General features: G+C 71.0%; 15 protein-coding genes, 3 rRNA genes and 1 pseudogene. All 19 read left to right on the top strand.

Translation table 11 applies throughout. The features are described 5' to 3' along the window. On the top strand, positions 1-582 hold a 582-nt coding region (locus ACYVI6_RS07915), incomplete at its 5' end, for a phenylalanine--tRNA ligase subunit beta-related protein (RefSeq protein WP_460445846.1). Between the two features lie 53 nt (positions 583-635). Beyond that, on the top strand, positions 636-1,679 hold the full coding sequence (argC, locus tag ACYVI6_RS07910; RefSeq protein WP_460445845.1) for an N-acetyl-gamma-glutamyl-phosphate reductase: 1,044 nt from the start codon (positions 636-638) through the stop codon (positions 1,677-1,679). Continuing rightward, positions 1,676-2,827 carry a bifunctional glutamate N-acetyltransferase/amino-acid acetyltransferase ArgJ gene (gene argJ / locus ACYVI6_RS07905; protein ID WP_460445844.1) on the top strand — a complete coding sequence of 384 codons (1,152 nt, stop codon included), beginning with the start codon at positions 1,676-1,678 and terminating at the stop codon, positions 2,825-2,827. The genes argC and argJ overlap by 4 nt, the downstream gene beginning before the upstream one ends. A gap of 26 nt (positions 2,828-2,853) precedes the next feature. Next, positions 2,854-3,738 (top strand): acetylglutamate kinase, encoded by an 885-nt coding sequence (gene argB / locus ACYVI6_RS07900; protein WP_460445850.1) that lies wholly within the window; start codon positions 2,854-2,856, stop codon positions 3,736-3,738. Further along, positions 3,735-4,994, top strand: a complete 1,260-nt coding sequence (locus ACYVI6_RS07895) for an acetylornithine transaminase (protein ID WP_460445843.1) — start codon at positions 3,735-3,737, stop codon at positions 4,992-4,994. The genes argB and ACYVI6_RS07895 overlap by 4 nt, the downstream gene beginning before the upstream one ends. After that, positions 4,994-5,926 carry an ornithine carbamoyltransferase gene (argF, locus tag ACYVI6_RS07890; protein ID WP_460445842.1) on the top strand — a complete coding sequence of 311 codons (933 nt, stop codon included), beginning with the start codon at positions 4,994-4,996 and terminating at the stop codon, positions 5,924-5,926. The genes ACYVI6_RS07895 and argF overlap by 1 nt, the downstream gene beginning before the upstream one ends. Further along, positions 5,905-6,411: pseudogene (locus ACYVI6_RS07885) on the top strand (arginine repressor); the annotation flags it as partial. The gene argF and the pseudogene ACYVI6_RS07885, both read left to right, overlap by 22 nt. A 110-nt stretch (positions 6,412-6,521) precedes the next feature. Beyond that, positions 6,522-7,949 (top strand): argininosuccinate synthase, encoded by a 1,428-nt coding sequence (argG, locus tag ACYVI6_RS07880; protein ID WP_460445841.1) that lies wholly within the window; start codon positions 6,522-6,524, stop codon positions 7,947-7,949. Further along, a complete protein-coding gene (argH, locus tag ACYVI6_RS07875) occupies positions 7,949-9,397 on the top strand; it encodes an argininosuccinate lyase (protein WP_460445840.1) in 1,449 nt (482 codons plus the stop codon). Before argG ends, argH begins: the two co-directional genes overlap by 1 nt. 13 nt (positions 9,398-9,410) lie before the next feature. After that, complete coding sequence (locus ACYVI6_RS07870) at positions 9,411-10,043, top strand: DNA-3-methyladenine glycosylase (protein WP_460445839.1); 633 nt, start codon at positions 9,411-9,413, stop codon at positions 10,041-10,043. Between the two features lie 62 nt (positions 10,044-10,105). Next, positions 10,106-11,401, top strand: coding sequence for a tyrosine--tRNA ligase (tyrS, locus tag ACYVI6_RS07865; RefSeq protein WP_460445838.1), 1,296 nt, complete (start codon positions 10,106-10,108; stop codon positions 11,399-11,401). A 561-nt stretch (positions 11,402-11,962) separates the two neighbouring features. Further along, positions 11,963-13,485: ribosomal RNA gene (locus ACYVI6_RS07860) — 16S ribosomal RNA — on the top strand. 363 nt (positions 13,486-13,848) lie between these two features. After that, positions 13,849-16,956: ribosomal RNA gene (locus ACYVI6_RS07855) — 23S ribosomal RNA — on the top strand. Between the two features lie 72 nt (positions 16,957-17,028). Then, positions 17,029-17,145 (top strand): 5S ribosomal RNA (rrf, locus tag ACYVI6_RS07850). The 16S, 23S and 5S rRNA genes sit together here, the layout of an rRNA operon. 1,115 nt (positions 17,146-18,260) lie before the next feature. After that, positions 18,261-19,727, top strand: a complete 1,467-nt coding sequence (locus ACYVI6_RS07845) for a hypothetical protein (RefSeq protein WP_460445837.1) — start codon at positions 18,261-18,263, stop codon at positions 19,725-19,727. A 258-nt stretch (positions 19,728-19,985) separates the two neighbouring features. Beyond that, a complete protein-coding gene (locus ACYVI6_RS07840; RefSeq protein WP_460445836.1) occupies positions 19,986-20,195 on the top strand; it encodes a hypothetical protein in 210 nt (69 codons plus the stop codon). 24 nt (positions 20,196-20,219) lie between these two features. Further along, positions 20,220-20,930, top strand: a complete 711-nt coding sequence (locus ACYVI6_RS07835; RefSeq protein WP_460445835.1) for a tetratricopeptide repeat protein — start codon at positions 20,220-20,222, stop codon at positions 20,928-20,930. 96 nt (positions 20,931-21,026) lie between these two features. Then, entirely contained in the window at positions 21,027-22,115 is a 1,089-nt protein-coding gene (locus tag ACYVI6_RS07830; RefSeq protein ID WP_460445834.1) for an HAD-IIA family hydrolase, read from the top strand. A 136-nt stretch (positions 22,116-22,251) separates the two neighbouring features. Next, positions 22,252-23,466 (top strand): hypothetical protein, encoded by a 1,215-nt coding sequence (locus ACYVI6_RS07825; RefSeq protein WP_460445833.1) that lies wholly within the window; start codon positions 22,252-22,254, stop codon positions 23,464-23,466. Positions 23,467-23,590: the final 124 nt, after the last annotated feature.

Genomic DNA, 23,590 nt, shown 5'->3' with positions numbered 1-23,590 from the left:
GGCTGGTGGGGGCCGGGCCGGGCCGCCGACTGGACCGACGTCGACGCCGCGGTGCGCGTGCTGGCCGAGTCGCTCGGCGTCCGGCTGGAGGTCACGGCCGACCGGCACGCCCCGTGGCACCCCGGTCGCTGCGCCCGGGTGGCGCTGCCGCACGGCACGCTGGTCGGCCACGCCGGCGAGCTCGCGCCCGCGATGCTCGCCGCCCTCGACCTGCCCGAGCGCGCCTGCGCCGCCGAGATCGACCTCGACGTGCTGCTCGCCGCGGTGCCCGACGTCCGCCAGGCGGAGCCGGTGCCCACGCACCCCGTGGCGCTGCGCGACGTCGCGCTCGTCGTCGACGTGTCCGTGCCGGCGGCGGACGTCGAGCGGGCCCTGCGCGAGGGCGGCGGACCGCTGGTCGAGCGGGTGCAGCTCTTCGACGAGTACCGCGGCGACCAGGTGCCGGCGGGCAAGCGGTCGCTCGCCTACCGGCTGGTGCTGCGCGCGCCCGACCGGACGCTGACCGGCGAGGAGGCGGCAGCCGTCAGCGAGGCCGCCGTGGCGCTCGCGGTGCAGCGGACCGGAGCCGAGCAGCGGGTCTGACCGACGGCCGGGTGGTCGTGCATGCTCTTGCGAGACCGTGTATGGTCATGCGCATGGTCAAGGTGGCGGTCGCCGGAGCGAGCGGGTACGCGGGCGGTGAGGTGCTGCGGCTCGTGCTGGGGCACCCCGCGCTCGAGGTCGGGTCGGTGACGGCGGCGAGCAGCGCCGGCAGCCGGCTCGGGGAGCACCACCCGCATCTGCGGCCGCTGGCCGACCGCGTGCTGTCCCCGACCGACGTCGCCGACCTGGCCGAGCACGACGTCGTGGTGCTGGCGCTGCCGCACGGGGCGTCGGCCGAGCTCGCCGAGCAGCTGCCCGACGACGTGGTGGTCCTCGACTGCGGCGCCGACTTCCGGCTCACCGACGCCGCGGCGTGGTCCGCGTTCTACGGCAGCGGGCACGCCGGGTCGTGGCCCTACGGGCTGCCCGAGCTGCCGCTGGCCGGTGGCGGACGCCAGCGCGACGTCCTGGCCGGATCCCGCCGGGTGGCCGTCCCGGGCTGCTACCCCACGGCGGTCTCGCTCGCCCTCGCGCCCGGCTTCGCCGCCGGGCTGCTCGAGCCGGGCGACGTCGTGGTGGTCGCGGCCAGCGGCACCTCCGGCGCGGGCCGGGGCCTGAAGGCCTCGCAGCTCGCCAGCGAGGTCATGGGCTCGATGTCGCCGTACGGCGTGGGCGGGGTGCACCGGCACACGCCGGAGATCGAGCAGAACCTCACCGCGGCCGCCGGGGTGCCGGTCACCGTGTCGTTCACGCCCACGCTGGCGCCGATGCCGCGCGGCATCCTCGCCACCGCCACCGCGCGCGCCCGCCCCGGCACCACGGCTGCCGACGTCCGCACCGCCTGGCACGACGCGTACCGCGACGAGCCGTTCGTCGAGCTGCTCGAGCCGGGGCGCTGGCCGCGCACCGCCGACACCCTGGGGGCGAACACCGTGCACCTGCAGGTCGCGCTCGACGAGCGGGTCGGGCGGGTCGTCGCGGTCGCCGCCGTCGACAACCTCACCAAGGGCACGGCGGGTGCCGCCGTGCAGTGCGCCAACCTCGCGCTCGGGCTGGTCGAGACGACCGGCCTGCCGCTGGTGGGGGTGGCACCGTGAGCGTCACCGCCCCCGCCGGCTTCCGCGCCGCCGGCGTCACCGCCGGGCTCAAGCCCAGCGGCCGGCCCGACGTCGCCCTGGTCGTGAACGACGGGCCCGCGCACGCGGCCGCGGCCGTCTACACGCAGAACCGCTGTGCCGCCCACCCCGTGACCTGGAGCCGCACCGCCAGCGGTGACGGCGTGGTCCGCGCGGTCGTGCTGAACTCCGGCGGCGCCAACTGCTACACCGGTGCCCAGGGCTTCGCCACCACCCACGCCACCGCCGAGCTGGTCGGCGAGCTCGTGGGCGCGGGAGCCGCCGACGTCGTGGTGTGCTCCACCGGCCTGATCGGCGAGCAGCTCGACCGCGACCGGCTCGAGGCCGGCGTCCGCGCCGCCGCGGCGGCGCTCGCGGCCGACGGCGGTGCCGACGCGGCCCGGGCGATCATGACCACCGACACCGTCGACAAGCAGGTGCACGTCGCGGGGGAGGGGTGGTCGGTCGGCGGCATGGCGAAGGGCGCCGGCATGCTCGCGCCGGCGCTCGCCACGATGCTCGTGGTGCTCACCACCGACGCCGAGGTCACCGCCGGCGACTGCGACCGGGCGTTGCGCGCGGCCACCCGCGTCACCTTCGACCGGCTCGACTCCGACGGGTGCCAGTCCACGAACGACACCGTGCTGCTCATGGCCAGCGGCGCGTCCGGCGTCCGGCCCGACCCTGCGGCCTTCGACGACGCGGTGCGCGCCGCCTGCCACGACCTGGCGCAGCAGCTGGTGCGCGACGCCGAGGGCGCCGACCACGACATCGCCATCGAGGTGCGGCACGCCGCCACCGAGGACGACGCGGTCGAGGTGGGCCGCTCGATCGCGCGCAGCAACCTGTTCAAGGCCGCGGTCTTCGGCCGCGACCCCAACTGGGGCCGCATCCTGGCCGCCGTGGGCACGACGTCCGCCGCGTTCGAGCCGCACACCCTCGACGTCGCGGTGAACGGCGTGCAGATCTGCGTCGGCGGCGAGCCGGGGGCCTCGCGCGACCTGGTCGACCTCGAGCCGCGCGCGGTGCAGGTCACCGTCGACCTGCACGCGGGCGACGCCACCGCGACGGTCTGGACGAACGACCTGACGCACGCGTACGTGCACGAGAACTCGGCGTACTCGACGTGACCGGCCGCTGGGGCACCACCCGGGTGATGCGCGCCGACGACCCGGCGTGGGACGCCACCCGTGCGGGCGTGCTGGTCGACGCGCTGCCGTGGCTGCAGGAGTTCCACGGGCAGGTCGTCGTCGTCAAGTACGGCGGCAACGCGATGATCGACGACGAGCTGAAGCGCGCGTTCGCCCAGGACATCGTGTTCATGCGGCACGTGGGCATGCGACCGGTGATCGTGCACGGGGGCGGCCCGCAGGTCAGCTCGATGCTGGCGCGCCTGGGCATCGACAGCGAGTTCCGGGGCGGGCTGCGGGTCACCACGCCCGAGGCCATCGAGGTGGTGCGCATGGTGCTCGTCGGCCAGGTGGCGCGCGAGCTCGTCGGCCTGGTCAACGAGCACGCGCCGCTCGCCGTGGGCATGTCCGGCGAGGACGGCGGCCTGTTCCGGGCCGAGCGCACGATGCCGGTCGTCGACGGCGAGCCGGTCGACGTCGGGCTGGTCGGCGACGTGGTGTCGGTGCGGCCAGGAGCGGTGCTCGACCTGGTCGAGGCCGGACGCATCCCGGTGGTGTCGAGCGTGGCGCCCGACGCCGACGGGCAGGTGCTGAACGTCAACGCCGACACCGCCGCAGCGGCCCTCGCGGTGGCGCTCGGTGCGCTGAAGCTCGTCGTGCTGACCGACGTCGAGGGGCTCTACAGCGACTGGCCCGACCGCTCGTCGCTGGTGCAGCAGATCGGTGCCGACGAGCTCGAGTCGGTGATGCCGCAGATCGACTCCGGCATGCGACCGAAGATGGCGGCCTGCCTGCGCGCGGTGCGGGGTGGCGTCGACCGCGCGACCGTGGTCGACGGGCGGCTGCCGCACGCGCTGCTGCTCGAGATGCTCAGCAGCGAAGGCACCGGGACGATGGTGAGGTTGACGTGACGCAACACAGCGAGGTGCTGCCGGTGACGGGCGGCGACCTGGTGTCGGACGACTGGTTGCAGCGGTACACCGCGGCGATCATGCCCACCTACGGTGTGCCGCAACGTGTCCTGGTCCGCGGCGACGGCGCCTACGTGTGGGACGCGGACGGCCGCCGCTACCTCGATCTGCTCGGTGGCATCGCGACCAACGCGCTGGGCCACGCGCACCCGACGCTGGTGGGTGCGGTGACGGCCCAGCTGTCGACCCTCGGCCACGTCTCCAACTTCTTCGCCAGCGCGCCCCAGGTCGCGCTCGCCGAGCGGTTGCTGCAGCTGCTCGCCGCCCCTGCCGGCTCGAAGGTGTTCTTCGGCAACAGCGGCGCCGAGGCGAACGAGGGTGCGTTCAAGGTCGCCCGCCGCACCGGCCGCCCCACGATCCTGGCCCTCGAGGGCGGCTTCCACGGCCGCACCCTCGGCGCCCTGGCGCTGACGCACAAGCCCGCCTACCGCGAGCCGTTCGAGCCGCTCCCGGGTGGCGTGGTGCACCTGCCGTTCGGCGACCTCGGCGCGCTCGAGGCCGCCCTGGTCGGTGACGCCGGGCAGCACGTCGCCGCGCTGGTCGTCGAGGCCGTGCAGGGTGAGGGCGGCGTCCGGCCCCTGCCGCCCGGCTACCTGGCGGCCGCCCGCCGGCTGACCACCGCGGCCGGTGCGCTGCTGGTGGTCGACGAGGTGCAGACCGGCGTGGGCCGCACCGGCGCCTGGTTCGCGCACACCCGGCACGGCGTCGTCCCCGACGTCGTGACGCTCGCCAAGGGGCTCGGCGGGGGTGTGCCGATCGGTGCGGTGGTGACGCTGGGGGAGCGGGCGTCGACGCTGCTGGGTGCCGGTCAGCACGGCTCGACGTTCGGCGGCAACCCGGTGTCGGCCGCCGCGGCGCTGGCCACCCTGCACGTGATCGAGCGCGACGACCTGCTTCGGCAGGCCACCGAGGTCGGCGCCCACCTGGTGCGCGGCGTCGAGGGTCTCGGCCACCCGCTGGTGCAGGGCGTGCGGGGCGAGGGGCTGCTGCTCGGCATCCAGCTCACGCGACCCGTCGCCGCGCAGGTGGTGGTCGCGGCACTCGAGGCCGGGGTCGTGATGAACGCCGTGGCACCCGAGGTCGTCCGCCTGGCCCCGCCGCTGGTGCTCACCCACCAGCAGGCCGACGAGTTCCTCGCCGTGCTGCCGCACGCACTCGACGTGGCGACGGCCCCCACCGACGGAAGGGACGACTGATGCCCCGGCACTTCCTGCGCGACGACGACCTCGCCCCCGACGAGCTGGTCGAGGTGCTCGACCTCGCCGACCAGGTGCGCGAGGAGCCGTTCTCGCTGCGCCCGCTGGAAGGCCCGCGCTCCGTGGCCGTGCTGTTCGACAAGCCGTCGACGCGCACCCGGGTCTCGTTCGCTGCCGGCATCGCGCAGCTCGGCGGGTACCCGATGGTCATCGACACCGGCACCACGCAGCTCGGCCGCGGTGAACCGGCCGAGGACACCATCCGCGTGCTCGACCGCCAGGTGGCGGCGGTGGTCTACCGCACGTTCGCCCAGCAGCGGCTGGTGGACATGGCGCGGGTCAGCCGGGTACCGGTCGTGAACGCGCTGACCGACGCGTTCCACCCGTGCCAGGTGCTGGCCGACCTGCAGACCGTCCGTCGGCACAAGCGGTCGCTGGCCGACCTGACGCTGGCCTACCTCGGTGACGGCGCCAACAACATGTCGCACTCCTACCTGCTCGGCTGCGCCACCGCGGGCATGCACGTGCGCGTGGGCGCGCCGGCGTCGCACGCTCCCAACCCGGCCGTGGTCGACCGCGCCCGGCAGATCGCGGCCACGACCGGCGGGTCCGTGGTGGTCACCGACTCGGCCGAGGCGGCCGCCGACGGCGCCGACGTCCTCGCCACCGACACCTGGGTGTCGATGGGCCAGGAGGCTGCGAAGGCCGATCGCACCGACGCCACCGGGCCGTTCGCGCCCTACGCCGTCACGTCGGCGCTGCTGAAGACGGCGGCGGTCGACGCGGTCGTGCTGCACTGCCTGCCCGCGTACCGCGGCCTCGAGATCGACGCCGAGGTCATCGACGGCCCGCAGTCCGTCGTGTGGGACGAGGCCGAGAACCGGCTGCACGCCCAGAAGGCGCTCCTCGTCTGGCTGCTGGAGCGCTCGTGATCCCGCAGACGAAGGCGGCGCGGCAGCAACGAATCAGCGACCTGCTCGGTCGCGAGGCGGTCCGGTCGCAGACCCAGCTCGCGCAGCTGCTCGCCGCCGACGGCATCGAGGTGACGCAGGCGACCCTGTCGCGCGACCTCGTGCAGATGGGCGCCGTGCGGGTGCGTGCCGACGGCGGCCTGGTCTACGCGGTACCCGGCGAGGGCGGCGACCGCACGCCCCGCCCCGGTGACGGCCTGGCCGACGCGCGGCTGTCGAAGGTCGCCACCGAGGTGCTGGTGAGCGCCGAGGCGTCCGGCAACCTGGTGGTGCTGCGCACCCCGCCGGGCGCCGCGAACTACCTGGCCAGCGCCCTCGACCACGCCGAGCTGCCCGACCTGCTGGGGACCATCGGCGGCGACGACACCGTGCTGCTCATCACCCGCGCCGTCGACGGCGGCGCGGCGCTGGCCACCGAGCTGCTGTCCCTGGCCGAGCGCGACCACGCGACCATCGACATCGTGGTCCCCGCACCCGCCGCGGTGGCCTTCACCGACACCACCACCGGCACCGACGCACCGACCGACGCGCCGACCGTCCGAGACGAGGAACTCACGTGAGCAAGGTCCTGACCTCCCTGCCAGCCGGCGAGCGCGTCGGCATCGCCTTCAGCGGAGGGCTCGACACGTCGGTGGCGGTGGCGTGGATGCGCGAGCAGGGCGCGGTGCCCTGCACCTACACCGCCGACATCGGCCAGTACGACGAGCCGGACGTCAGCGGCGTGCCGCAGCGCGCGCTCCAGTACGGTGCCGAGCTGGCGCGCGTCGTCGACTGCCGTGCGGCACTGGTCGAGGAGGGGCTGGCGGCGCTGGCGTGCGGCGCCTTCCACATCCGGTCCGGCGGGCGCACGTACTTCAACACCACCCCGCTCGGCCGCGCGGTCACCGGCACGCTGCTGGTGCGCTCCATGCACGAGGACGGCGTCGAGATCTGGGGCGACGGGTCGACGTTCAAGGGCAACGACATCGAGCGCTTCTACCGCTACGGCCTGTTGGCCAACCCGTCCCTGCGCATCTACAAGCCCTGGCTCGACCCGCGCTTCGTCGAGGAGCTGGGCGGTCGCGCCGAGATGAGCCGCTGGCTCACCGACCACGGCCTGCCCTACCGCGACAGCGCCGAGAAGGCGTACTCCACCGACGCCAACATCTGGGGCGCCACCCACGAGGCGAAGACCCTCGAGCACCTCGACGTCCCGCTCGAGACCGTCGAGCCGATCATGGGCGTCCGCTTCTGGGACCAGTCCGTGGCCATCGAGCCCGAGGACGTCACCGTGCGGTTCGAGGCGGGGCGGCCGGTCGCGATCGACGGCACCCGCTACGACGACCCGGTGGCCCTGGTGCAGGCGGCGAACGCGGTCGGCGGTCGCCACGGGCTCGGCATGTCCGACCAGATCGAGAACCGCATCATCGAGGCCAAGAGCCGCGGGGTGTACGAGGCGCCGGGCATGGCGCTGCTGTGGACCGCGTACGAGCGGCTGCTGAACGCGGTGCACAACGAGGACACCATCGCGAACTACCACGCCCACGGCCGCCGGCTGGGCCGGCTGCTCTACGAGGGACGCTGGCTCGACCCGCAGTCGCTGATGCTGCGCGAGTCGATCCAGCGCTGGATCGCCTCCGTCGTCACCGGCGAGGTGACGCTGCGGCTGCGGCGCGGCGAGGACTACACCGTCCTGCGCACCGAGGGACCGGCGTTCTCGTACCACCCCGACAAGCTGTCGATGGAGCGCACCGAGAACGCGGTGTTCGGTCCCACCGACCGCATCGGGCAGCTGACCATGCGCAACCTCGACATCGCCGACTCCCGCGCGCTCCTGGAGCACTACGCGGGCCAGCCGCTCGACCAGGGGCAGGTGCTCGTCGAGCACGGCACGCTGTTCGGGGCGCTGCCGGCGGGCGGTGCCGACCGCATCACGGCCAACCCGGGCCTGGCCGACGACGCGGCCGCGCTCGACCACGCCGCGATGGAGGCGGGCACCGACTGATGACCGACAGCACACGCAGCGAGACGAACGAGGGCGCGCTCTGGGGAGGTCGCTTCAGCGGCGGCCCCGCCGACGCGCTGGCCGCGCTCAGCCGCAGCACGCACTTCGACTGGCGGCTGGCGCGGCACGACCTCGCCGCGTCGCGGGCTCACGCGCGGGTGCTGCACGCCGCGGGGCTGCTCGACGACGACCAGCTGGCCGGCATGCTCGACGCCCTGCGCCGGCTCGACGACGACGTGGCCAGCGGCGCGTTCGGGTTCCTGCCCGACGACGAGGACGTGCACAGCGCGCTCGAGCGCGGGCTGCTCGAACGGGCCGGTGACGACCTCGGCGGTCGGTTGCGCGCCGGTCGCAGCCGCAACGACCAGATCGCCACGCTCGTGCGCTCGTGGGCGCGCGAGCACGCGCGGGTCGTCGCCGGTCTGCTGCTCGACGTGGTCGCGGCGCTGATCGAGCAGGCGGCCGCGCACCCGGGGGCGCCGATGCCGGGGCGCACGCACCTGCAGCACGCCCAGCCGGTGCTGCTGGCGCACCACCTGCTCGCGCACGCCTGGCCGATGCTGCGCGACGTCGACCGGTTGCGCGACTGGGACGCACGGGCCGCGGTGTCGCCGTACGGCTCGGGTGCGCTGGCCGGCTCGTCGCTGGGGCTCGACCCCGCGGCCGTGGCCGCCGACCTCGGCTTCGACCGGCCGTCCGAGAACAGCATCGACGGCACCGCGGCGCGCGACGTCGTCGCCGAGCTCGCGTTCGTCACGGCGATGATCGGCGTCGACCTGTCGCGGCTGGCCGAGGAGGTCGTGCTCTGGGCCACTCGCGAGTTCTCGTTCGTCACGCTCGACGACGCCTACTCGACCGGGTCGAGCATCATGCCGCAGAAGAAGAACCCGGACGTCGCCGAGCTGGCCCGCGGCAAGGCCGGCCGGCTGGTCGGCGACCTGACGGGTCTGCTGACGACGCTCAAGGGCCTGCCGCTCGCCTACAACCGTGACCTGCAGGAGGACAAGGAACCGGTCTTCGACGCGGTCGACACGCTGGAGGTGCTGCTGCCGGCGGTGAGCGGCATGGTCGCGACCCTGGTGTTCCACACCGCGCGGATGGCCGAGCTCGCGCCGCAGGGGTTCGCGCTCGCGACCGACGTCGCCGAGTGGCTGGTGCGGCAGGGCGTCCCGTTCCGGGTCGCGCACGAGCTCGCCGGCGCGTGCGTGCGCGAGTGCGAGCGGCGGGGGATCGAGCTGTGGGACCTCTCGGACGACGACCTCGCCGCGATCTCGCCGCACCTGACGCCGGACGTGCGCGGGGTGCTCAGCGTCGAGGGGTCGCTGGCGTCGCGCGACGCCGTCGGGGGCACCGCGCCGGCCCGGGTCGCCGAGCAGCTCGACCAGGCGCGCGCGGCGCTCGCGGCCCAGCGCGGCTGGGCCACGACGTCGGTGCCGGTCCGGTCGTGACCCGGCGGGGTCGGTGACGGCCGCGGCTGGGGCAGCCCCGCCCCGGCTGGCGTGGAACCGCCGCGCGGACGAGGTGGCTCCGCTGCTGCTGGGCAGGGTGGTCGAGCACCGTTCGCCCGCAGGCCTCGTGGCGGTGCGGCTCACCGAGGTGGAGGCGTACCTCGGCCCGGGCGACCCCGGCTCGCACGCGCGCGCCGGCCTGACGCCGCGCACCGCGGTCATGTTCGGCCCGCCCGCCCGCCTGTACGTGTACTTCTCGTACGGCATGCACTGGTGCGTCAACCTGGTGTGCTCGCCCGACGGCGAGGCCTCGGCGGTGCTGCTCCGAGCCGGCGAGGTGGTGCGCGGGCACGAGCTGGCCCGAGCCCGGCGTCCCGCGGCGAAGCACGACCGCGACCTGGCGCGCGGTCCGGCCCGGCTCGCCCAGGCGCTGGGCGTCGACAAGGCGCTGGACGGCGTCGCGCTCGGTGACGCGGTGCGGGTGCGGCCGGGCCGGGCGACGTCCGCGGTGCGCACCGGCCCGCGGGTGGGGGTCAGCGGGCCGGGCGGAGACGGCACCGCCTACCCGCTGCGCTTCTGGCTCGACGGCGAGCCCACGGTGTCCGCGTACCGGCCGGGCGTCGTGCGCAACCGCGTGGCTCCCTGACGGTCCATGCGGCAGGCTGGGTGCGGCGTCCACCGGGGCGCGGTGACTGGACGGAGGACGACGTGAGCGGCGACATCCTGGACGAGCTGCGGTGGCGGGGGTTGGTGGCGCAGTCCACCGACGAGACCGCGCTGCGCGACGCGCTCGCGGCAGGACCGGTCACGTTCTACGTCGGCTTCGACCCCACTGCGCCGTCCTTGCACATGGGCAACCTGGTGCAGCTGCTGCTCGCTCGGCACCTGCAGCGCGCCGGGCACCGGGCCATCTGCCTGGTCGGGGGCAGCACCGGGTTGATCGGCGACCCCAAGTCGACGTCGGAGCGCACGCTGAACGCCCCCGAGGTGGTGGCCGAGTGGGTCGACCGCATCCAGCAGCAGGTGCGCCCGTTCCTCGACTTCGAGGGCGCGAACCCCGCGGTGGTGGTGAACAACCTCGACTGGACGGCGCCCATCTCGGCGCTGGAGTTCCTGCGTGACGTCGGCAAGCACTTCCGGGTCGGCACGATGCTGCGCAAGGACGCCGTCGCGGCGCGGCTCAACAGCGACGAGGGCATCAGCTACACCGAGTTCAGCTACCAGATCCTGCAGGGGCTCGACTACCTCGAGCTGTACCGGGCCCACGGCTGCACGCTGCAGACCGGCGGGCAGGACCAGTGGGGCAACCTCACCGCGGGCGTCGACCTGATCCGCAAGGTCGAGGGCGCGGCCGTGCACGTGCTGACCACGCCGCTGGTCACGAAGGCCGACGGCACGAAGTTCGGCAAGACCGAGGGCGGCACGGTGTGGCTCGACCCGGCCATGACCTCGCCGTACGCCTTCTACCAGTTCTGGCTCAACGTCGAGGACGCCTCCGTCCTGGGGTACCTGCGGGTGTTCACCGACCGCGGCCGGGAGCAGCTGGCCGACCTCGAGCGCGAGCTCACCGAGCGGCCCTTCGCCAGGGTGGCGCAGCGGACGCTCGCGGAGGACGTCACGACCCTGGTGCACGGGGCTGCCGTGACGGCGTCCGTGGTGGCGGCCAGCCAGGCGCTGTTCGGGCGGGGAGATCTCGACGTCCTCGACGAGCGCACCCTCGCCGACGCGACCGCGGAGCTGCCGAGTGCCCCCGTGGCGGTGGGGACGCCCGTGGTGCAGGCGCTGGTCGACACCGGCCTGGCCGCAGGCCGCGGTGCCGCCCGCCGCACGATCGAGGAGGGCGGGGTGTCGGTGAACAACGCGCGGGTGAGCGACGTCGACGCTGTCCTGACGCAGGAGCAGCTCCTGCACGGGCGGTTCGTGCTGCTGCGCCGCGGTCGGCGCACGCTCGCCGCAGGGGTGGCGGCGGGTGCTCCCGAGCACGCGGACGACGCGTCCGGGTGAACGGACGGCGCTGCCGCGGGGGGCGATTTGACGTCTCGCAGAACGCCCCCGTAATGTTCTCGACGTCAGCCCGACAGGGAGGAACGGACACCGAGAGGTGGCCGGTCTCGCGGGAAGACCCCTCGCAGCGCCGGGTACGTCCCGGGGGCTGATCGCGGCTCTCGAGCCCGGTCAGCCGGCCCACCAGGGCCTGCTAGAGTGGAGCACGACCCCAACGGAGTTCGCAACGACGAGGTCTTGGCCTACGGCCGGAACCGAGTTTGAACGGCTCGACGCGGGTCTGCTACGTTAGAACGGTTGCCCCGACGGAGAGCTGAGAGGCTCGAAGCGGTGCGCGTCCGATCCTTGAGAACTCAACAGCGTGCCAAATCAATGCCAAACAACCTCGTCACGAGGTCAGGCAGCGGAGAGCCACTCGGCTCCGAGCGACTGATCTCGAGACATCCTTTGGTATAGAACGAGCGGCCCACGTGGTCGCTCGACTTCTAGCCATGATCAGAGTCCTTCGGGGCTCGGTCTTCAGAGATGTCGTACCTGCGCCAGCGCGGGTACGAAAAGACATCAACGGAGAGTTTGATCCTGGCTCAGGACGAACGCTGGCGGCGTGCTTAACACATGCAAGTCGAACGGTGACCTCGGAGCTTGCTCCGGGCGATCAGTGGCGAACGGGTGAGTAACACGTGAGTAACCTGCCCCTGGCTCTGGGATAACCTCGGGAAACCGAAGCTAATACCGGATACGACACAGACAGGCATCTGTACTGTGTGGAAAGTTTTTCGGCTAGGGATGGACTCGCGGCCTATCAGCTTGTTGGTGGGGTAATGGCCTACCAAGGCGACGACGGGTAGCCGGCCTGAGAGGGCGACCGGCCACACTGGGACTGAGACACGGCCCAGACTCCTACGGGAGGCAGCAGTGGGGAATATTGCGCAATGGGCGAAAGCCTGACGCAGCGACGCCGCGTGAGGGATGAAGGCCTTCGGGTTGTAAACCTCTTTCAGCAGGGAAGAAGCGAAAGTGACGGTACCTGCAGAAGAAGCACCGGCTAACTACGTGCCAGCAGCCGCGGTAATACGTAGGGTGCAAGCGTTGTCCGGAATTATTGGGCGTAAAGAGCTCGTAGGCGGTCTGTCGCGTCTGCTGTGAAAACCCAGGGCTTAACCCTGGGCCTGCAGTGGGTACGGGCAGACTAGAGTGCGGTAGGGGAGATCGGAATTCCTGGTGTAGCGGTGAAATGCGCAGATATCAGGAGGAACACCGGTGGCGAAGGCGGATCTCTGGGCCGTAACTGACGCTGAGGAGCGAAAGCATGGGGAGCGAACAGGATTAGATACCCTGGTAGTCCATGCCGTAAACGTTGGGCGCTAGGTGTGGGGCTCATTCCACGAGTTCTGTGCCGCAGCAAACGCATTAAGCGCCCCGCCTGGGGAGTACGGCCGCAAGGCTAAAACTCAAAGGAATTGACGGGGGCCCGCACAAGCGGCGGAGCATGCGGATTAATTCGATGCAACGCGAAGAACCTTACCAAGGCTTGACATACAGGGTAATCCGGCAGAAACGTCGGGTCCGCAAGGGATCCTGTACAGGTGGTGCATGGTTGTCGTCAGCTCGTGTCGTGAGATGTTGGGTTAAGTCCCGCAACGAGCGCAACCCTCGTTCTATGTTGCCAGCGCGTAATGGCGGGGACTCATAGGAGACTGCCGGGGTCAACTCGGAGGAAGGTGGGGATGAGGTCAAATCATCATGCCCCTTATGTCTTGGGCTTCACGCATGCTACAATGGCCGGTACAAAGGGCTGCGAAACCGCAAGGTGGAGCGAATCCCAAAAAACCGGTCTCAGTTCGGATTGGGGTCTGCAACTCGACCCCATGAAGTCGGAGTCGCTAGTAATCGCAGATCAGCAACGCTGCGGTGAATACGTTCCCGGGCCTTGTACACACCGCCCGTCAAGTCACGAAAGTCGGTAACACCCGAAGCCGGTGGCCCAACCCTTGTGGAGGGAGCCGTCGAAGGTGGGACTGGCGATTGGGACTAAGTCGTAACAAGGTAGCCGTACCGGAAGGTGCGGCTGGATCACCTCCTTTCTAAGGAGCATCTGGCGCCGGCTCTGCTGGCGTCCAGGCCCATGCCTCGGGCGTACGTCTCGAGGATGGAGCTCAAGGGTGGAACATTGATTCTGTGGCGACGATCTGACCAAGTACATCTTAGTACAGCTCTTCGGAGCAGGAACCTGATGTAGGAGAGACGATCGGAGTCCGGCACGCTGTTGGGTCCTGAGGGACCGGGCTTCACGCCTGACCTCAGCGACATCGGGCCCTTCGGGGCCTTGTCGTGCGGACCGACCTTCCCGGATGAACCACTCACACTGGTGAGCAGGCGCTGGCAAGGGGTCGAGAGCCGCCCGTACCTTGAGAACTGCACAGTGGACGCGAGCATCTGTATTTGTGGCCAAAGTTAATAAGGGCACACGGTGGATGCCTAGGCACTAGGAACCGAAGAAGGACGTAGGAACCTGCGATAAGCCTTGGGGAGCTGGTAACCGAGCTGTGATCCAAGGATTTCCGAATGGGGAAACCCGGCTGGAGTCATGTCCAGTCACCCACGCCTGAACACATAGGGCGTGCGGAGGGAACGTGGGGAAGTGAAACATCTCAGTACCCACAGGAAGAGAAAGCAACCGCGATTCCGTGAGTAGTGGCGAGCGAAAGCGGAAGAGGCTAAACCGAGCATGTGTGATAGCCGGCAGGCGTTGCATGTTCGGGGTCGTGGGACCTCTTGGTCAGTTCTGCCGAACTGGCAATGAGTTACAAAATCGCGTCATAGTCGAAGGGCATTGAAAGGCCCGGCACAGAGGGTGGCACCCCCGTAGACGAAATGGCGCGATCTCATAAGAGGGATCCCAAGTAGCACGGGGCCCGAGAAATCCCGTGCGAATCTGGCAGGACCACCTGCTAAGCCTAAATATTCCCTAGTGACCGATAGCGGACAAGTACCGTGAGGGAAAGGTGAAAAGTACCCCGGGAGGGGAGTGAAATAGTACCTGAAACCGTGTGCTTACAAACCGTCGGAGCCTCCCTAGCAGGGGTGACGGCGTGCCTTTTGAAGAATGAGCCTGCGAGTTAGCGTTATGTGGCGAGGTTAACCCGTGTGGGGGAGCCGTAGCGAAAGCGAGTCCGAACAGGGCGTGCAGTCGCATGATCTAGACCCGAAGCGGAGTGATCTACCCATGGCCAGGTTGAAGCGCGGGTAAGACCGCGTGGAGGACCGAACCCACCAGGGTTGAAAACCTGGGGGATGAGCTGTGGGTAGGGGTGAAAGGCCAATCAAACTCCGTGATAGCTGGTTCTCCCCGAAATGCATTTAGGTGCAGCGTCACGTGTTTCTTGCCGGAGGTAGAGCTACTGGATGGCTAATGGGCCCTACAAGGTTACTGACGTCAGCCAAACTCCGAATGCCGGTAAGTGAGAGCGTGGCAGTGAGACTGTGGGGGATAAGCTCCATAGTCGAGAGGGAAACAGCCCAGACCACCAGCTAAGGCCCCTAAGCGTGTGCTAAGTGGGAAAGGATGTGGAGTTGCACAGACAACCAGGAGGTTGGCTTAGAAGCAGCCACCCTTGAAAGAGTGCGTAATAGCTCACTGGTCAAGTGATTCCGCGCCGACAATGTAGCGGGGCTCAAGCACACCGCCGAAGCTGTGGCATTCACACTTTGCCCGGCCAACTCCTTGAGGGTTGGTCCAAGCGTGTGGATGGGTAGGGGAGCGTCGTGTGGCGAGAGAAGCGGCGGAGTGATCCAGCCGTGGACGCCACACGAGTGAGAATGCAGGCATGAGTAGCGAATGACGGGCGAGAAACCCGTCCGCCGAATGATCAAGGGTTCCAGGGTCAAGCTAATCTGCCCTGGGTAAGTCGGGACCTAAGGCGAGGCCGACAGGCGTAGTCGATGGACAACGGGTTGATATTCCCGTACCGGCGAAGAACCGCCCATGCTGAACCTTGTGATGCTAAGCGCCTGAAACTGGCCGGCTCTTCGGAGCCAGCACAGCGGAGCGCGCGACCCGAGCAAGTAGTAGGCAAGCGATGGAGTGACGCAGGAAGGTAGCCTCCGCGTGGCGATGGTAGTCCACGTCCAAGAGCGTAGGGCGAGGTATAGGCAAATCCGTACCTCACATAGCCTGAGACTCGATAGTGACCGCGATAGCGGGAAGCAGGGTGATCCTATGCTGCCAAGAAAAGCTTCTAGCGAGGTTCGAGCCGCCCGTACCCCAAACCGACTCAGGTGATCAGGTAGAGAATACCAAGGCGATCGAGTGAATCGTGGTTAAGGAACTCGGCAAAATGCCCCCGTAACTTCGGGAGAAGGGGGGCCGGATGGGTGAAGGGACTTGCTCCCTAGCCCTGATGGCCGCAGAGACCAGGGAGAAGCGACTGTTTACTAAAAACACAGGTCCGTGCGAAGTCGCAAGACGATGTATACGGACTGACGCCTGCCCGGTGCTGGAACGTTAAGGGGACGGGTTAGCCGCAAGGCGAAGCTCAGAACTTAAGCGCCAGTAAACGGCGGTGGTAACTATAACCATCCTAAGGTAGCGAAATTCCTTGTCGGGTAAGTTCCGACCTGCACGAATGGCGTAACGACTTCTCCGCTGTCTCAACCGCGAACTCGGCGAAATTGCACTACGAGTAAAGATGCTCGTTACGCGCAGCAGGACGGAAAGACCCCGGGACCTTTACTATAGTTTGGTATTGGTGTTCGGTACGGCTTGTGTAGGATAGGTGGGAGACTGTGAAGCCGGCACGCCAGTGTCGGTGGAGTCAACGTTGAAATACCACTCTGGTCGTTCTGGATATCTAACCTCGGTCCGTGATCCGGATCAGGGACAGTGCCTGATGGGTAGTTTAACTGGGGCGGTTGCCTCCTAAAATGTAACGGAGGCGCTCAAAGGTTCCCTCAGCCTGGTTGGCAATCAGGTTTCGAGTGTAAGTGCACAAGGGAGCTTGACTGCGAGAGAGACATCTCGAGCAGGGACGAAAGTCGGAACTAGTGACCCTGCGGTGGCTTGTGGAAGCGCCGTGGCTCAACGGATAAAAGGTACCCCGGGGATAACAGGCTGATCTTGCCCAAGAGTCCATATCGACGGCATGGTTTGGCACCTCGATGTCGGCTCGTCGCATCCTGGGGCTGGAGTAGGTCCCAAGGGTTGGGCTGTTCGCCCATTAAAGCGGTACGCGAGCTGGGTTTAGAACGTCGTGAGACAGTTCGGTCCCTATCCGCTGTGCGCGTAGGAAACTTGAGAAGGGCTGTCCCTAGTACGAGAGGACCGGGATGGACGAACCTCTGGTGTGTCAGTTGTTCCGCCAGGAGCACCGCTGATTAGCTACGTTCGGAAGTGATAACCGCTGAAAGCATCTAAGCGGGAAGCACGCTTCAAGATGAGGTTTCCATGGGGTGTTCCCCGAGAGGCTCCCAGCTAGACTACTGGGTTGATAGGCCGGATGTGGAAGTGCAGTAATGCATGCAGCTGACCGGTACTAATAAGCCGATAACTTTTCTACAAATACGCTACGCGTCCACTGTGCGGTTCCCGAGATGCGGTCGGATCATCGACTGTGACATCTCCATAGAGTTTCGGCGGTCATAGCGTTGGGGAAACGCCCGGCTCCATTCCGAACCCGGAAGCTAAGCCCAACTGCGCCGATGGTACTGCGAGGGGGACCTCGTGGGAGAGTAGGACGCCGCCGGACATCTTTTCGAGACGGCCACCCGGTTCACCGGGTGGCCGTCTTGTCATGTCTGGACATCGCTGGTTCGCTCGCGCGAACACTGCACCGCCGAAACGAGGAGCATGACCGTGGCTCGAGCTGACGACGACCGAGACGAGCAGAAGTCTCAGAGCAGCCGGCCGGATCGCGCGCCCAGCACACGAGATGCTGCTAGCGGCGCCGCATCCCCTGACCGTTCCCGCCGTGAGGCGGCCCCCGCGGAGCGTCGTGATGCTTCGCGCGGTCGTGGTGCTGGACCCGATCGGAGCGGGGAGGGTCGCCCAGCGCGAACGGATGCTTCGTCGTCTGCTCGGGGTGGTCGAGATCGCGGCGCTGCGCGCGGTGGGCCCAGCGGAGGTGCGCGAAGCAGTCGGGACGAACAGGGGCGACAGGCCGTCGGCTCTGGCGGTCGCGACACCGGCCGCGGGAACGGCCGCGCTGCTGGTCGCGGTGACGATCGGGTCGTCGGCTCTGCTGGTGGAGCGCCTCGCCGTGAGCGTCCGAGCGGTCCCCAGGCGGGTGACCGCAGTGGCACAGCCTCCTGGCGGGATCGTGCACCTGGAGGCACGACCGACGGCGGCCGGTCGTCCGGTGAAGCGACCCGTGGTGCCTCCGGGGCGCGCGAGCAGCGGCCCAACCGATCCGTCGGTCAGGCGGGGAGCAACCGCACCTGGTCGGACCGGTCTGCTGGGAGCAGCCCCAGGCGTTCGGGCGCCGATGCCTCCCCGGGGCGCGGCCCGGACGCCAGGCGCGCCGACGCGGCTCGTGACGAGCGCGGTGGCTCGCGCGGCGAGGGTCCTCGGAAAGGTGGCGGCGGAGCGCGACGCGGTCCGTCGGGTGCTGGCGGTGGATCCTCGTCGGAGTCCCGTGGTCCGCGCGGACCCTGGTCCCGCGATGCCGGTCCCCGCAGCAGTGCGTCGGGCGGCGCCCGCGACGCCGGTCGCCGCGACGTCCGGGCGGGAGACGGACCGCAGCGTGGCCGTCCCACGAACTCGTCCACATCGGGGCGTGCGGACGCCCCCCGCAGCTCGTGGCGCGACGCCGGCTCTGGCCCCGACCGCGGCCGGCGGACGGAACGACCGAGCGGGCAGCGTCCGGTGGAGCGGTCGCGCGGCGGCGAGCGCGGTGACCGCAACGACCGCGAGGGCGTCCTCGGTGGCCCGCGTCGTGAGGGCCCCCCGGAGCCGCGGCTGCCCGACGACGTCACGTTCAACGACCTCGATCGCAGCGTCCGCGCCCAGCTGCGGTCGCTGACGAAGGCGAACGCCGAGGCCGTCGCGAAGTTCCTGGTCATGGTGCAGCGCACGCTGCCCGACGACCCGCAGGCTGCGTACGCGTTCGCGATGGCGGCGCAGCGGCGGGCCGGTCGCGTGGCGGTCGTGCGAGAGGTCGCGGGTGTCGCCGCGTACCACGCGGGACTCTGGGCGGAGGCCCTGAGCGAGCTGCGCACCGCCCGCCGGATGAGCGGCTCGTCGCACCAGCTCCCGCTGATGGCCGACGCCGAGCGTGGGCTCGGGCGACCCGAGCGTGCGCTCGAGCTCTCGACGTCACCGGAGGCCGCGACGCTCGCGCCGGAGGAGCAGCTCGAGCTCGCCATCGTCGTCTCGGGTGCCCGGCGTGACCTCGGGCAGCCGGAGGCGGGGGTGCTGGCGCTGCAGCTCCCCGCGCTCCAGGGCCCGCGCACGCCGGTCACCCCGCGGCTGCAGTACGCATACGCCGACGCCCTGCTCGAGAGCGGTCGCCGCGACGAGGCGCTCTCCTGGTTCGCCCGCGCGGCGGACAGCGACCTCGAGGGTGTCACCGACGCCGAGGACCGGTTGGCCGAGCTGCAGGGGCTCGTCTTCGTCGACCTGGAGGACGAGGACTCCGACGCCGCTGACAGCGCGGAGGCGCTCGAGGGCGACGAGCAGCTGACGGACGAGGCAGAGACTCCCGAGGCCGCTGCCTCCGCGGCAGACATCGAGCCCGCTGCCTCGGCTGCAGACCTCGAGCCCGCCATCGAGGGCTCCGCTCGAGCCCAGGGTGCGAGCTCGGACGCCGACGCGCCGTCGGATACGGTCACCGGTCGGTCGGCCGCTGCGCCCACAGCCGAGCCGGCAGCTGCGGCGGAGCCGACCGAGAACGACGGGGACGGCTCGAAGCGGCGCGCCGAGGCTGTGCAAGAGGTGCAGCCTGAGGCTCTGCACGAGGTGCAGTCCGAGGCCGGGCAAGAGGTGCAGTCCGCGGCCGTGACGGACGGGCGGTCCGAGGCCGACCCGGACGCGCCGGCGGCGTCGGCCTCGCAGTCGCCGGCTGCGAAGAGCGCCGAAGGTTTCACCGAGGAGCAGCTACCTCCCGTCGACGCTCCCGCGGCGGGTGATCCCGGCGCCGTCTCGACGCGGGGGCACGACGAGCCCGCCGACGACGAGTCCGCCGAGGACGAGTCCGTCGAGGACGAGTCCGCCAAGGCGCCCGTCGCGGAGGAGTCCTCCGTCGACGACGCGCAGCGCGAGCCGGAGCGGCCGGCGGCCACGTCGCAGCAGGGCGTCCTCTTCAGCGACCTCGGCGACGGGTCCGGCCGGTGAGCACCGCCGGTCGTCCACCTGTGGACGGCCGGCCGGTCGTCGTCCACAGGTGCAGCGCCGGCCGTGCGCGCGGCGCACCGCGGCTGCTGGACTGTCCTGCGTGACGGGCGTCGGGCTCGTCCTCGGGCAGGGGATGTCATGGGCGACGAGGCAGGTCGAGCGGGTGGACTGAACGAGGTACGGGTTCGGGGCACCTGGCGCGGGGCGCAGGAACGGGAGCTCCCCAGCGGCACGCGGTTGGTCTCGGGGCGCGTGGTCGTGCCCCGGGTCGACGAGACGGGTTCCGACACGCTCGACTGCGCCGTGTGGCTCCCGAAGCTGCAGCGGCGGGCGCTGCAGCTGCCTGCGGACGTGCCGGTCGACGTCGAGGGCCGGCTGCGCCGCCGGTGGTGGCGCGCCGGCGCCGGGGTGGCCAGCCGCACCGAGATCGAGGTCCAGGTGCTGCGCCGGGTCGGCCGTGCTCGCTGAGCACGCGCCACGTACGGTGGTGCCGTGCCGAATCCACCCGCAGACCCCGATCGCGGGGACGAGGTCGGTGGCACCGACGGTGCCCCCGGCGGCGGCCTCTACGAGTGGTGGCGTCGTGGCGTCGACCTGCTCGAACGCGGCGACGCCGCTGCGGCGGCTGTGCTGCTCGAGCGGGCCGTCGCGGCCGACCCGGGCGCCGCGAGCTGCTGGGAGGCACTCGGTCGCGCCCGCTACGACGCGGGCGACTTCGCCCGCGCGGTCGACGCGTTCGACGAGCTCGTGCGCCTGGCGCCCGACTCGCACTACGGGCACTTCGCGCTCGGCCTCAGCCTCACACGGGTCGACCGCTTCGAGCGTGGTGCCGAGCACCTCGCCATGGCGGCCACGATGCAACCTGGCCGCGCCGAGTACGTCGACCGGCTCCGGCAGGCGCGGGCCACGCTGCGCGCCCGCGCCGACCTGCGCGAGCAGACCGAGCGCGAGCTGGAGGAGCGAGCGGCCGCGGTGCAGTTCCCGGGCGACCAGGCTCCCGCAGGTCCCGCAGCTCGCGATACCGCTCGCCGCACCCACGAGCCCGCTGTGCCGCAGGGGAACGAGCGTGCGGACCACGGGACGACGTCGGGGGACGGCCGGCCGCCTGGCCCTCGGCCGGCGACGCCGCCGCCGGTGCAGTCGGGCGCTGCCTCGGAGGCCGGTGACGATGACGGCGCTCACGGTCGCGCGGGCGAGCGGTGACACCGCCGGTGCAGGCTCGAGCGCCCGAGTGGCCGGTGGTCGCGCAATGACGGCGGTGCCGGGTGGGCGGCCGACGCGCACGGACCGGGTGCCGAGGTGAGTGTCGACGGCGCTCCACCGCCGGCGTCCTTCCCGGGCTCCGACGGACCGCTGCTCGCGCACCACGACGTGCTGCTGCTCGACCTCGACGGGGTCGTGTACGTGGGGGGTCACGCGGTCGAGGGCGCGCAGGCTGCCCTCGACGCGGCGCGGTCCCGGGGCGCACGGCTCGCGTTCGTCACGAACAACGCCGCCCGCACGCCCGAGACCGTGGCCGCGCACCTCGAGCGCCTCGGCGTGCAGGCGGCGCCCTCGGACGTCGTGACCAGCGCGCAGGCAGCGGCGTCCGTGCTCGCAGCGCAGCTGCCTGCCGGTGCGCCCGTGCTCGCGGTCGGCGGCGAGGGTCTGGTGCAGGCGCTGCGCGCTGTCGGGTTGCAGCCCGTGGCGCCGCCGTCCGCAGAGGCGTCCCCGCAGGAGCGCGCGGCAGCCGAGGCGGTGCTGGCCGTCGCGCAGGGGTTCACGCCCGCGCTCGACTGGTCGATGCTCGTCGAGGCCTGTGCGGCCGTCCGCCGCGGCATCCCGTGGGTCGCGTCCAACACGGACCTGTCCATCCCGACGGAGCGCGGCGTCGCACCCGGCAACGGCGCCTTCGTGGAGGTCGTGGCGCGCACGACGGGGCGGCAGCCGCAGCAGGTCGCGGGCAAGCCGTTCCCACCGCTGATGCGCGAGAGCGTCGAGCGCACCGGCGGTCGCTCGCCGCTCGTCGTGGGCGACCGGCTCGACACCGACGTCGCCGGCGCGGTGGGCGTCGGGCTGCCCAGCCTCCTGGTGCTCACCGGCGTCACCGACCTGGCCGGGCTGCTGGCCGCCGGTGCCGACGAGCGGCCCACCTTCCTCGGCGACGACCTGTCGGCGCTGCACCGACCGCACGCCGCGGTCGTGGCGGGAGGCGGTGGCTGGCAGTGCGGCGAGGCGCGGGTGCGCGAGGTGGACGGCGAGCTGGTCGTCGACGAGCGAGGTGGCGACCGGCTCGAGCTCGCGCAGGCCGTGGCGTCGGCAGTGTGGGCGCTGGGTGACGCCCGACCGGCTCGCCGACCGGCGCTCGTCGAGGCGGGCCGCCGGCTGCTCGACACCGCAGGGTCGTGACGGCGCTGCGGCGCCCGGACCGGGTCGCGACACCCGCCGGCGAGGGGCCGTTCGCGCGCGGGACGAGTAGCGTTGCCGACCAGGGGACGCGGGTCCCGACCTGTCCGCACCACGCCGCCCACCTGGAGGGACGCACGTGCTCGAGTCGTTGAAGGGCTACCTGCAGGTCGCCGGTGGGGTCACCGAGATGACCCGCCAGCGCGCGCTCGAGGTGGCCCGGGAAGCCCTGGCGGCGTCGCCGGTCGCCGGCGTCTGGCCAGCCGCTGCGCTCGGCCGCGAGATGGTGCGCGGCCAGGCCGAGGCGATCGCCGACGAGCTGCTCACTGCGGGCCGCGAGCAGGGCGAGCAGCTGGTGTCGCTGGTGCGCCACGAGGTCGAGCAGGTGCTCGAACGGCTGGGTGTCGTCGCCGAGGAGCGGCAGGCCGACCTCGAGGCGGAGCTGGCCGCGAGCAAGGCACGGGTGCGCGAGCTCGAGCAGGAGCTGGCATCGTTCACGGCCACCGACGGCGGCGCGACGGCGGCACCCACTGGCCGAACGGCTGGTCGAACCGCTGGGCGTGCGGTGCCCAAGCGCCCGGCCGTCGTGACCGGCGCGGCCGTCGCCACCTCCGCTCCGACCGGCGGGAGGAGCGCCGGCCCCTCCCGAGCCGCTGAGCAGGCGGCTCCCGCGGCCGACTCGGCGCCGCCCGCGACGGCGCCGGCCGCCACGAAGTCCGCGGCCGCCACGAAGTCCGCGGCCGCCACGAAGTCCGCGGCCGCCACGAAGTCCGCGGCCGCCACGAAGTCCGCAGCCACGAAGTCCGCAGCCACGAAGTCCGCAGCCACGAAGTCCGCAGCCACGAAGTCCGCAGCCGCCACGAAGTCCTCGGCCGCCACGAAGTCCGCAGCCGCGAAGACCGCCGTGCCGCAGGCTGGTGGAGGTCAGGCGGTGGCGAAGCGGGCGACCGCGCAGCGAGCGGCCGCCGAGCAGATCGCAGCGGCGGACCGACCGTCGTCGGACGAGGCCACGCGGGCCGGCGCACACGTGCCGGATGCGTCGGAGGCTGCGCTGCCCGGCGCTGCGACCCCGGGCAGCGTCGCGGCGGGCACGAGGGCGGCCACCAAGAAGGTCGCGAAGGCGGCCACCAAGAAGGCCGTCAAGAAGGCCGTCAAGAAGACCACGAAGACGGCGGCACCTCGGCGCACTGCGCCGGGACCTGGTGTCGAGAACGGCGCAGGCGGGGAGCCGGTCGCGGCACGGCCGTCCGAGGCCGAGCGCGCGGCTGCCCTGGAGGCAGTGGGCGTGACCACCAGGACCGCGGGTGGCGACGAAGGCACCGCTGCCGCCGAACCGCCGACGAGCACGCCGTGACCACTGACGACGAGCGGCCCGTGGCCGGGCAGGGCGCAGACGGTGGGCGACCCGTTCCCGGGCCGGGTGCCGGCGTCCCGCGACCAGGGCCCGGCCCTCGACCGGGGCTTCGGCCGACGCCGCC

Source organism: Angustibacter aerolatus (genome assembly GCF_054776675.1).
The sequence above is the reverse complement of the archived record's forward strand: the minus strand, read 5'-3'. Positions and strand labels throughout refer to the sequence as shown.

What these genes read in the sequence shown, in the direction of transcription:
- argH (WP_460445840.1), top strand. Translation starts at nt 7,949, where the DNA reads ATGACCGACAGCACACGCAGCGAGACGAACGAGGGCGCGCTCTGGGGA.
- argF (WP_460445842.1), top strand. Translation starts at nt 4,994, where the DNA reads ATGCCCCGGCACTTCCTGCGCGACGACGACCTCGCCCCCGACGAGCTG.
- argB (WP_460445850.1), top strand. Translation starts at nt 2,854, where the DNA reads ATGCGCGCCGACGACCCGGCGTGGGACGCCACCCGTGCGGGCGTGCTG.
- argC (WP_460445845.1), top strand. Translation starts at nt 636, where the DNA reads ATGGTCAAGGTGGCGGTCGCCGGAGCGAGCGGGTACGCGGGCGGTGAG.